The organism is Rhodoferax sp. (assembly GCF_037143375.1).
Classification (GTDB): domain Bacteria; phylum Pseudomonadota; class Gammaproteobacteria; order Burkholderiales; family Burkholderiaceae_C; genus Rhodoferax.
In genome coordinates this window covers 1-12404 of sequence record NZ_JBAWYV010000094.1, presented here as the reverse complement: position 1 = coordinate 12404, position 12404 = coordinate 1, and the positions used below count along the sequence as shown (strand labels likewise).

The following is a 12404-nucleotide window of genomic DNA, read 5'->3' as shown; positions in this document are numbered from 1 at the left end:
CCTGTCAGCCACCCACCCAGACCGCGCGACCAGTGCCGACTGCGCAAACTGCCATGCCAGCACCACCAGTTTCAGCACGACAGCGGTACCCCTGAATCACATTCCGTACTCGCTGGCGTCGAGCACGACCTGTGCGTCTTGCCACGTACCAGGTGCCAACGGCATTGATTACTCGAAGATGCCCAAGATATCGGACATTCATAAGAATGGACCGACGAGCACGAGCACCAACTGTGCGCAGTGCCACAGCAGTGCGAACGCGTTGAACTTCAACAAGATCAGCACGATGAGTCCGCCGATCGTGTCGGAGAAGAGCGTGACCAGTCACGTGGCGATGGGCGCGCTACAAGATTGTGTGAGCTGCCACGTTGGCGCGAGCACCAACATGGTCAGCGTTAGCAGCCTGTTGGCAACGGACACACCCGCGTTCAGCGGCTCTGCGTTTGATCACGGCACCACGATGACGACCGGTTGTGCGAGTTGCCACGGTGCGAACATGACGATCACCAACGTGCCAGGCCTGAAGACCTTCACCAACCTGGGAACGGCCAATGCGCTGCACGTGCCTAACCCAAGTGCGTTGGCATGCGAGACCTGCCACGTTGGCAGCGTTCCGTCAGGACAAGTGCCAGCGGCGGGTGCGAGCGGCAGCATGAAGACCTTCGCGGGCGGGCAGTTCAGCCACAGCGGCATCAAGAACAGCTGCGATAGCTGCCACGGAGCCAATCAGGGAAGCCTGTTCCTGAACACGCAAATTGTGGAAATTCCTGCGACCCACGTCCCCTCGAGCAGCACGGTCAACATGGCCAAATGCGAGACCTGCCACATGGGCAGCCTGACGAGTCTGGTGTTGGCGGGCGCCAAGGCGAGCCCGTTGACCGGGCCTGGCACCAAGTTCCAAAACCCGATCCCATTGGGCACCGTGATACACACCGGCGTGACCAGCGGATGTGACAGCTGCCACGAGCAGGGTGCTAACTGGATGGGCATGGGCCTGTATGCGAGAACGAGCACGATATCAAGCGCGACGGGCGCAAGCTATGTGGGCTTTCAGGCGCGACCCTATCCGAATGGAACGGGCTACTCCCTGTCAGCCACCCACCCAGACCGCGCGACCAGTGCCGACTGCGCAAACTGCCATTTCAGCACCACCAGTTTTATTGCAGAGGCCAAACCTCTTAACCATATTCCGACGGCCAATGTTTCATGTGCAGCCTGTCATACAGGCAGTGACTATTCTTTGATGCCAGCTAGTAAGATAACTGCAATTCACGCCAATGGGCCTGTACCTACGGCTTCAAACTGTGAGCAGTGCCACAGCGTGGCGAATGCAGCTTATTACGCACTACCTGTTGCTGCATTTACGATTAAGGCGCCGTCAGCTACTCACGTACCACTTAACGGAACTACTAAATGTGAAGTTTGTCACGTAGGAACAGGCACCAGCATTCCGAATGGCACGGTGGTCAATGGGTCGAATTTCTCGACAGCCCTTTACAGTCATAGTGGCATCACAAGTGGGTGTGCTGCCTGCCATGGATCTGCTGGCGCACAAGGGTTTAACGGAATTCCAGCGGCTAACCTTGTTTTTGTTAATCCAGTATCAACGACGCAGGGGCCCAATTCGCACATCCCAGCAAACGCGACAGCAACTTGCGAATCATGTCATTCGAGCGCATCATTGATCCCGGGTGGTTTACTTAGTGTGGCCACCGCTAAAGCTGGTCTTGGGGCTACATCATTTCGGTTGCCTGCACCTACAGGGGTGTCAATTCATGCCAATAGTGGGATGCCTTTGTGTGCAACTTGCCATGAAAAAGCATATCAATGGCTGGGTGTCAGTGCAACTTTTTACACAAGAACCTCCTCAATAGCAGCAGGGCCGAACTTTGTAGGATTTCAAACTCGTCCAACTGCAAGCACGACAACCTACGGCCTGATTGATTCTGGTCATGACAGTGGTTCACTGGCTTCAGGTGAATGTTCGCAGTGCCATAGCAGCACGACTGTATTTACTGCAATTGCTAAACCAACCGGGCATGTACCAACAACATTAACCACGTGTTCAACGTGTCATTTGATATCAGGTGACTACTCCTCTGCTGTTGGAAAGCTGGCCACATCAGCGACGATGCATACGGGATTCAGTACGACAAGCGGTTGTATTTCTTGCCACACAAAAGGTGCTGGGACTACAGTAGCGCCATTTGCAGGGTGTTTGACTCAAGCCATTTGCACTTCTCCACCATCCATGATTTACCAACCAACAGTCATGCCTTTGCTGAGTGGTGCGGCTGCTACGACACCTAGTACGTCTACCCACATACCTGTCGCAGGCGTTGCTTGCGAAGGCTGCCACGTGGCAAATAATTTCACAACATTCTTGCTGGCAACACCTAAGTCAGCAATGAACCATACTGTAGTTACAAAACAGACTTGCATGAGTTGTCATGAGTGGGCATACACATGGTACGGAGTTACTATTAAAGTGAGAGACTCGAAAACCCATCACGCTGGACAAGATTGCAATGCCAGTGGCTGCCACTCAACTACAACCTTCAAGAAGATGGCGCTAGGGCGACCCGTCATGCGTGAGGCGTTGCTAAACACGGAGCTAGGTCGCTTGCTTCCAAACCTGCAAATTACACAACCGACTCGCGGCACTCTAGGGACTACATACGACCATCAAGGCGTAGAGTCAGGTAAGTGCAAAACTTGTCACGATGGTCAGCGGGCCACGGGAATGAGAGCTCGTCATTTGATGGTGACTAACTCATGCGACGCCTGTCATAGAACAACGTCTTGGCTTCCTGCTCAGTTCAGTCACAATGGAATCTCACCAAATACCTGCCAGGTATGTCATAACGGTATGGGTGCGTCACCCAAGCCTGCGGGGCACTTCATAACGCCACGGTCTTGTGATAGCTGCCACAAGACCAATAATTGGCTACTGGCGAACTACTCTCACATGTCACCGTCTTACCGACCGCTGCCTGATAAGCTGTCATGCGTGAGTTGCCACATTTCGAATAGCGAAATTATTCCTAAGCAGATGCGAGCATTGAACCGGATTAAACCAAACCTTGTAGGGCCTTGAATTGCAACGCATTAAACTTTCTATGCTGGTACCAATCAAATCACCCACCTCAGTTCGTCATGGATGGATTGTGAGGCAGCTTATTTTTTGTGCAGGGCTGTATTTCGTATTCTTCTCTGGGTCCGCAACAGCCCAAACCGTTGAAAGCCTGGAATGGGTAGATATATCTGGCCATGCAGTTGCACGCATTACGTTCAATGCGAGTGTCAGGTTTTTGCGCCAATCACCATTAACATCGACGGACTTATCACAAGTAAGTTTTCAGATTGTTGCTGCAGATGAGCCTGTTTTAAATCAGTCCATTGAGGAAGGTAAACGACTCGCAGCAACTATAGGAAAAGTTGGTATTGTTCTGACGTACGCAGCATCCCCAAATCTGCGAACAAAATTGCTAACCTTGAAATTTACAGAAAAAGTTCATGCATCTGTGCGCCAAGGTCCTGGGGCCAGAGCCATAGACATTGATTTCGACGGGGAAAGCAACGATAAAGAAACGTTGACTGGTTCAAACCACATGCCCGCGATGGTTGAAACACCGAGTGACCGTCATTTCGCATTGGTACTGCAAACGTTTTCAGTGGATAAACAAGCGGATATGCCGCGTGTACCGGTTGAATTTCAGGATTACGCTGTATTCACACGTGTATTTGAACAAGACGGCGTTAAGTACTTTGCACTGGCAATTGGTTATTTCCAAACTGAAAAAGATGCTGAGAAAGTACGTCAAAAAGCATTAGATCGATTTCCATCAGCAAGCATTCTTCAGTTGGAAGCCCCGCCTGGTTTGTCGACTGTCGTAAACGTGAGTGACTCACCTTTGGTTCCTGCAGCAGGAGATACCAATACGGGTTCTATTCCTGCTGAGCCAGAAAGTACTTCGCAAGTTAATTCCAGCGCAGAAAATTTATTGATAAAAGGACGACAGGCATTGGCCGAACAGCGTTGGCAAGACGCTGTAGATGCTTTTAACCATGCTTTGTTGCTTCCACCCAATCCGTCATCGCAAGAAACGCAAGAATTGATCGGATCTGCTTGGATGGGTTTAAATCAACCCAATAAAGCACGCATTGAATATCAGCTATACCTCAAGTTGTACCCGCAAGGTGATGGTGCGAAACGTGTTGCACAGCTATTTGCAGCGCTGGGCGGGGGGCTGACGGCCGACGTCAAAACAGGTCTTAAAACTGAGGTGAAACCAGTCCAGCCCAGCTTTAGCTACACGGGCAGTATTTCCCAATATTACTATGGGGGGCAAACCAAGACAGACTCGCTGGTCAATATATCGGCAGGAATAGACCAAAATACTTTAAGTCGAACCAACCAGTCTGCGTTGGTGACCAGTGTTGATGTTTCAACTCGCTATAAAACAGAAAATGCTGATGTGAAACTGGTTTTGCGTGATACATATTCACATAATTTCATCACTTCGACCAATACACAAAGTGGTTTGAGTTCCATGTATGTTGATTACCGTCTCATCAATCCACAAGTTGACGTACGTTTGGGGCGACAGTCCGCAATAGGCGGCTCGATGTTTGGTTTATTTGATGGTGTGTCGTTGACGATGCCTATCGCAAGCAAATTAAAACTTAACGCCATGGCGGGTGTACCCGTGAATACCCTCGTATCTGCACCTTCGCAACGGTTAACAGGGGTGATGCTCGAAGCAGATAGTGTGTTTGAACATTGGGGTGGAAATATATCGCTGGTGGATCAAACCACCGAGGGAATTTCAGATCGGCGAGCCGTAGGTTTGGAATTGCGATATTTCGGAGAATCACTGTCGATGTATTCGCAAGTTGACTACGACATTAATTTTCGTGCACTTAATGCGTTGACGATGCAAGGTTCACTTCAGGGTCCGTATGACACGACATTGACGATGTTGTTGGATAACCGCAAGGCTCCTTCACTTCAATTGAGTAATGCCTTGATTAGTTCAGGATTTACTTCGTTAAAAACGCTATTGCAACTCAAGAGCCTAAATGAAGTGCAGGGCATGGCAGTGGGGACTGCGGCTCAAGCGCGTCAAGCGATGTTCAGTGTATCAAGAGCACTGTCGCCGAAGTGGCAAGGGTCAGTCGACTTCCGTGCGAGTGATGTGGGCGCTCTTCCAGCTGTAGGCACTTTTGAGGCGGTTCCTGCTACAGGCGCTCAAATGAATGTTTCATTCCAGTTGACGGGTTCTAACCTGTATTCAAAACGAGATATCAATGGATTTAACCTCAGTGTTCTCACTAGTGATACCTTGCGAGGTGTTCAATTCGCTTATAACAATTTGACAGGTTTCCTTGACAATAAAGCTAGCATAGAGCCTTCCATTCGAGTTTACACACAGACAGATAATACTGAGACCAAAGTGCTGCGGGTGTCTCCAGGACTGCGTATATCGTACAAAGTAACAGAGAAAGCAAGTGTACTTGGTGAGACTATTTTTGAACATTCCAAGACTGATGGTCCAACCAACCACGAAGACTCTTCCTCTGTTTTCTTTTATGTTGGTTACCGCTATGATTTCTATTGAAAATATTTCATTAGCAACTCGCCCCTATGAGACACAAGTTGTACCAAGCGTGAATCAGTATCGGCGTAGTGAGTCGTTCTTCGCTGAGCTCCCAAATGAGACCAATCATGAGAGAAGGAAATATCGTCAAGAGCAACCAAGGCGAACCCTGATGGAGAGCATGCAGCAAACTGAATATGAGTGCAGTCAAGAGATTGGGGAGCGAGAGATAACCGAGTCGATAGCAAATATGCTTGCTCAGCAGGGCATGAAGTCCTCTCCTAAAAATAGTTTCCTCAGCGATAGGCGCTATAACCAACAATGTAAAGAGACCGATGGTTTTGCAAGTGTTGCCACGCAATGCAATTCCAGTCTCAGTCGCCACCCAGGCACCGATGGGGCCGCAAACCAATGCCAAAACATAGAAAATAAATCTCCGACTTTGCATATGTTGAATGGTGTGAAACATGGTGTTCGCATGATAGCTGTGGCGTTTCTGCTCTTGCCCATAACGTCGGCGTTTGCCGTACTAGGAGAGCACGAGAATTCAATCAATGTTGACACTGTCCGTATGCATGCCAAGCGGACAGTGTCATCTTTACCTCTATATTCAATTTCAGATTTAACGTCTGTAGACGGATCAAGAATTCGTCAATTTGTGTCATCCGATGGCAATGTGTTTGCTGTGAGTTGGAACACCATGTACAAACCGGATTTTTCAAAATTATTAGGCAATTCCTTTCCAAGCTACGTAAATGCATCTCATGAAGCAGCGCTTCAACCCGGTATTCAGCGTCGATTAAGGCACGAGGGATTGGATGTAGTGGTTATGTCGACTTCCCATTTGAATGTGTTTTCAGGCTTTGCTTTTCGACGGTCCATGCTGCCCCGAGGATTAGGTCTGGAAAGCATTGGCATGGAGTAGCGCTTGTGTATTCAATAATCAAGCTTCTGATTGGATTGATAGTCGGCATTTTTGTGCTGGCAAGTTGTGGCGGTGGCGGTAGCTCAACAACACTCATTTGCAAAACTTCAGATTGCACCATCACCGTTGGAAAAACATTTGTCCAACAGGCCAATAACTTGGAAGTGGTCGTTGACGGTTGGGTACCTGCGGGTACTTTCACATCGCCACCCATAAATATACTTTTCGCATCAGTGACTGTCTGTGCTGTCGGCGCTCGGCCGACGGACCCTCAAGCAAAATGTACCAATATTGATCATGTTCAGGTCGATACCGGTTCTGTCGGTCTGCGGATACTTGCCAGTAAAGTCAGTTCTCTTGGCTTGACTCCCATATTGACGCCTAATGACCTTACTGTTCCGAATTTGGATCCTGTCTACGAATGCTATCCCTTCGTTGTAGGCGGTCTGTGGGGGCCAACTGCGGTAGCTGATGTTCGTTTGGGTGAACAATGGGCGCAAGCACTTCAAGTGCAGTTGATTCAGGATATCCCCTCGGCTGCAATACAGGCACCCACCAATTGTTCTGACGCTGCACAGTCTCATATTCTAAGTTCAGCTTCTCAACTTGGATCCAATGGAATCTTGGGAATCGGAAGCGTACCCGTGGACTGTGGGCTGACTTGCCAGAGTAATCTTTACCCGAATACGTATGTGGTGTATTACACCTGTCCTGCAGTAGCAACAAGTGTGTTGGATTGCCGTGCTGCTGCCGTAGATTTGCCGTTGCAAGTGCATAACCCGGTTGATAAACTCTCTCCAGACGCGAATGGGGTGGCTGATAACAACGGGGTGGTTTTAATACTGCCTCCGTTACCTGTCACAGGCGCAAACAAGGTTCTTGGTGAGCTTGTTTTCGGGATAGACACCAGAGCCAGTGACAGTAATTTGCGGACCATTAGTAATAAGCTTGATACATCTGCAAACAAGGCCTACCTTGGCGTGGATCCACATAACAGCAAGTCAAGTCATGGTTTAGCGTCATACTTGAATGTGACGACTCAATACGTTTCGGCTAACAGCAGTCAAATTATTTATAACAGTTATTTAGATACTGGAACCAATGCATTGTTTTTTACTGACGGTTCAATTCCACTCTGCACGCCAGCTTCTGTTTTGATATCCAGTTGGTATTGTCCAGATTCACTGTTAACTAAAAAAGCAATTATTTCTGATGGTGATGTTCCGGGAAATCATGCAGTTAATGTTGACTTTTTAGTGGGGAACGCCTCGAAAATTCCGGGTGCTATAAGTGCTTACAGCGGCATGGCAGGCGCGCCACCCTTATCTACCAAAGCAGCTTCATTTTCTTGGGGCTTACCTTTCTTTTATGGTCGCAGTGTGTATATGTCAATTTGGGATACTTCATCAACAAATTCCACATATTCGAGCGGACCTTGGTATTCATTTTGAAGATGGTTTTGTTTTTTTGTTCAGGCGGATCTATGAAATTAAAGAGCTATAAATTTTTTTATGACTTCAAAGCTCTGAGCACTATCTTGCATTTGCTGGTCTTGCTTGGTTGTATGCTGGTTTCGAGTCTGAGTTGGGCTCAGTCCCCATTAAGTTGGACTTCAATTGGACCCGCTGGTGGAAGTGTTACCAGTTTGTTGGCGGATCCTGCTGCTCCAACTTCGGCTCTTTATGCTGGTAGTGTTGCGAACGGTATATTTCACAGTAATAACGCGGGCGTGACCTGGAGTTCTGTGAATGGCGGATTGCCATCAGGCAGTCAAATTTATTCAATGGTTTCGTTGGGTAATTTAATTATTGTGGCAACAGATAGTGGTGTGTACGCATCCCCTGCAGGCCTTGTATCAAATTGGAAATTAGTCCCTGCTCCTACTGCTCCAGTGCCGATAAGTACCATTAAGCTGTTGGCAAGCGTGAATTCAATTCTTTACATGGCTGAGCCTGATAGTTCGAATGTGTATTGGATTAGCGTGGTGGGTTTAGATTCGGTAATTACGAATCCTATTTGGAATTCAGTAAGTCTTCCCGTGCTAACAATTGACCCGCTGCAAGCTCAACATGTGAGATCGCTTGGAATTTTGGGCAACGATATTGCAGTTGGTTCTGATAGTGTAATTTTTATTCCTGACCATAAATCTGGTTTCACTTGGGTTGATAGTGAGGCAGGTGCTGTCTCAGTCTCAGGCTTTAATTCAGAGCCAATCGCTGCAATAGTTTCTGCGTCATCTACTTTGGCGTTTGCTTGCACATTGCCTGGTAACGTTTTCCAAGCTGATACGACAGTAGTACCTTTGGCTTGGCAGCCCGCATCCAGTGGTTCACTCGGTTCATGTAATGGATTAACTGTTGCTCAAGTGAATTCGAGTGGACTAGCAGTGCTCGCGATCTCTACTAACACCGGTGCTTACATATCGACAGCGTTTGATAATGCAACACTTCCAACATCATTAACTTTGATTAAAAGCCCAGATTTTCCTATGACTGCAATGGTCAATGCAGCCATTCTGTTAAACCCTGCAGATCGGTCGAGTCTCTTGTGGGCGACAGATTTTGGGGTCAATAGCACTAATTCTGATAGCGCAAATATGTCTACAGTTTCCGTGCGTAATGGCCCAGTTACATTGGCGACTCCAAGTCAACGTTTGGATAACGTTAATGTAAAAGATGTTGCGATTCTAGGTTCGTCCATGTTTGCGATTGCCCAGTCTTTGTCCGACACCTATATGGATGTCATGGTCAGTAATGACAGCGGATTAAGTTGGTCCACGACAAACTTGAACCTTGTTCCGAATATAAAAAATATCAAAGTTTTGGCAGTTGATCCTGTTCGCAATATTTTGTTTGCTGGTACGGACATTGGCGTATTTTCCTATCAAAATAAAGCGTGGACTTTAATACTAGGTGCCTATGATGTGAATACATTGGCATTGGGTTCACAATATCTATATGTGGGTGGCGATGCGGGTCAAGGACAAGGGTTAACTGGTTTGCTCGCCTTGAATTTGACAGGCACTACTTCTGGGCTCCCAGTAGCTCTTCCACTTGATGTGGGCGTGCGGGCCTTGGTCGTTACGAGTGGATCTGTGTACGTTGCAGGTGTTATTAAAGATGCAGCCGGTACTTACGCCAATTATGTCTATCGGTCAGCTGACGTTGCAATATCTTCATATTCGTGGAACCAATTTGGAAATACAAATTCACAATTGCCGACTAATGCTGCACTTAGCCGTCTTGCGGTAGGTGCAGGAAAAGTTTTTGCAGCTGGTGATGGTTTCTTGTTTCAATGTGAAAGCGAAACAGCCAGTTGGGGTCCTGTGAGTGGGTTGCCCAAAACGTTGACGGGTGAGTTTGAAACGGTTTCTGCTTTAGTGAGTGATGGTGCAGTTCTTTATGTAGGAACGGTGCATGGATTACTGGCCCTTAATTTGAGCGACAGCATGCATAAAGATTTGGTACCAATCAGTGGAACAGGTGCTTCTGCAATGTCGTCACTTGCCGTCAATGGCCTACGGGTACTTGCTGGCCGTCTGTATGTAGCTACTGCAGCTGGAATTTCAACACCAACATCTGTAGCCGCTGTTAATGTCGGTGGCGCCAGTAGCGGCGGTGGTTGTTCAATGGCTATTGCTGGCGACCCCGATCCTCTGTTGTGGTTGTTGGTCGCATTGGCTGCGTTGCAAATTGCCTATGCCCGTAAACGTCGAGTTCGAAATGCAAAAGCTGTTGTAAGTTTGCAGCATCAGTCGGATAAAGGACATCTGTGAGCACAGCGGCATCAGTACCAAAGAGTAGCAAGCAACCGAATGCTCGCCGTGTGCCAGGTCTTTCCAAAGACCTGTTCGTATACGCTGTGCTTGTCTTGCTGGTGTGGGTCGCGCGTGAGATCAGCCTGCTCAAGTTATTCAAGGCGGGTGACGATGTGGGCTATTGGCTGGGCGTAGCGGGGGCCGTGCTGATGTTGATTCTTTTCATCTACCCCATACGCAAACATTTCAAGTTCACCAGCAAGTGGGGGTCCGTCAAAGGCTGGCTCGTTTTTCACATGTTGCTGGGTATAGGTGGCCCCATGTTGGTCCTGGTGCATTCGGGTTTTGAGTATGGTTCCTTGAACGCGGGTGTGGCGCTTTACAGCATGATCATCGTGGCCCTCAGTGGTGTTGTGGGGCGCTTTATTTATGCCCGTGTCAACCGTGGTTTGTATGGCGAAATTGTTAGTCAGCAAGATCTCAAGACGCGCGCTGGCTTGGAGCAGGAAAGTGCCCGCTCCCTTTTGAGTTTTGCGCCTGAAGTGGAGCGAACCCTGCTTGAGTTTGCCCAGCATGAGCGCGATGCCTTGCCGGGTTGGCGCACCCACTTGCGTCGGGTTTTTGTGATGCCTGTGTGGCAATGGTTGGTTTACTGGCGTTGTGTGCGCTTGTTGCGTGAGCCCTCGGCGCGTCTGGCAGAGAAGATGAAATGGGAAGCAGACAAGGTTGCTGATCGTCGTCGGTTGGCGCACAAGTTAACGCGTCGCTATCTCAATGCAGAAGTGCGTGTGGCCCAGTTCAGTGCCTATGAGTGGATGTTGTCGGCTTGGCACATTGCGCACATTCCCTTTGTTTATCTGCTGGTGGTCAGTACGTTTGTACACATTTTTGCTGTGCATGCGTACTAAGCGGTTCAAAAAATCAAGATGAAAGTTGGCGTGCAAAATTTAAGCTCACCTAGGTGCAATCGAGTATTTTGGCAATGGATTGCCATGTTGTGGCTTGTTCTTTGCGCTCCATTGGTTATGGCGCAAGGCATCGAATCGGTCATGGCACCAGGCAAGCTTTCCAAAGCGCACGCTAAGTATGAAGAAGAGTGCGCGCAGTGTCACGTGAAGTTTGATCGCAATGGACAAGACAAACGCTGCCTTGATTGCCACAAGGAAACTCGTGCTGATGTGTCAGCCCACACCGGTTATCACGGCAAAATGAAGCAGCAGACTTGCCGTGCTTGCCATACCGAACACAAGGGTGTGACTGCAAAGATTTTGACATTGGATAAAGACCAGTTTGACCACAAACTGACCGACTTCAAGCTAGGCGGCAAGCACCAAAAAGTGTCCTGCGAAAAGTGCCATGTGGCTGGCAAGCTTTATCGCGAAGCGGCTGGAACTTGCAATGGTTGCCACGCCAAAGATGACACCCATAAAGGCACACTGGGCAAATTGTGTGCGGACTGCCATACCGATGTGAACTGGAAAGAAGCCAAGTTTGACCACGATAAGACAAAATTTGAGTTAACAGGTAAGCACATAGACACCAAGTGCGTCGACTGCCATCGTAACAATGTCTATAAAGATACGCCACTGAATTGTTTTGCTTGTCACAAAAAAGATGATAGCCAAAAAGGACACAAGGGCTTGTATGGTGAAAAATGTGAAAGCTGCCATGGAACCAAAAACTGGAAAACGTCACTGTTTAACCACGATAAAGATACCAAGTACGCTTTAAACGGAAAGCATCGAACAACGAAATGCATCAGCTGCCATACCGTTAATCCGTATCGCACCAAGACCGCGGTGGATTGTTATTCATGCCATATCAAGGATGACAAACACAAAGACTCACTGGGACGCGACTGCGTAAATTGCCACACTGAAAAGTCATGGAAAGAAATCGCCCGTTTTAACCATGACAAAACCGATTTCCCGCTTTTAGGCAAGCACATCAAAACCGAGTGCAAAGCGTGTCATGAAGGGGTGATGTACAAGAACGCCAGTAAAGACTGTTTTGCTTGCCATAAAAAAGACGACAAGCACGTCGCCAATTTGGGTCAAAAGTGTGGTGATTGCCACAGTGCCAAGGACTGGAAAGTGCCCAAGTTTGACCATGACAAGTCGCG

At 48.3% G+C, this 12404-nt stretch carries 7 protein-coding genes; 6 read left to right on the top strand and 1 reads right to left on the bottom strand.

The annotated features are described in order from the left end of the window. Positions 1-616: 616 nt before the first annotated feature. Positions 617-964, bottom strand: coding sequence for a hypothetical protein (locus WCG50_RS13320; RefSeq protein WP_336900090.1), 348 nt, complete (start codon positions 962-964; stop codon positions 617-619). Positions 965-3098: 2134 nt separating this feature from the next. Here WCG50_RS13320 and WCG50_RS13315 point away from each other — a divergent pair. The 6 genes from WCG50_RS13315 to WCG50_RS13290 form a co-directional block, all read left to right on the top strand. After that, entirely contained in the window at positions 3099-5621 is a 2523-nt protein-coding gene (locus WCG50_RS13315; RefSeq protein ID WP_336900089.1) for a tetratricopeptide repeat protein, read from the top strand. Beyond that, positions 5608-6525 (top strand): DUF2844 domain-containing protein, encoded by a 918-nt coding sequence (locus WCG50_RS13310; protein ID WP_336900088.1) that lies wholly within the window; start codon positions 5608-5610, stop codon positions 6523-6525. The genes WCG50_RS13315 and WCG50_RS13310 overlap by 14 nt, the downstream gene beginning before the upstream one ends. A gap of 5 nt (positions 6526-6530) precedes the next feature. Continuing rightward, on the top strand, positions 6531-7976 hold the full coding sequence (locus tag WCG50_RS13305) for a DUF3443 family protein (RefSeq protein ID WP_336900087.1): 1446 nt from the start codon (positions 6531-6533) through the stop codon (positions 7974-7976). Positions 7977-8008: 32 nt separating this feature from the next. Further along, a complete protein-coding gene (locus tag WCG50_RS13300) occupies positions 8009-10300 on the top strand; it encodes a JDVT-CTERM domain-containing protein (RefSeq protein ID WP_336900086.1) in 2292 nt (763 codons plus the stop codon). Between the two features lie 50 nt (positions 10301-10350). Further along, the gene (locus WCG50_RS13295) at positions 10351-11190 is read left to right on the top strand and encodes a hypothetical protein (protein WP_336900085.1); all 840 of its coding nucleotides are present in this window, start codon (positions 10351-10353) and stop codon (positions 11188-11190) included. An 18-nt stretch (positions 11191-11208) separates the two neighbouring features. After that, the coding region (locus tag WCG50_RS13290) for a cytochrome c3 family protein (RefSeq protein ID WP_336900084.1) at positions 11209-12404 on the top strand (1196 nt) is incomplete at its 3' end.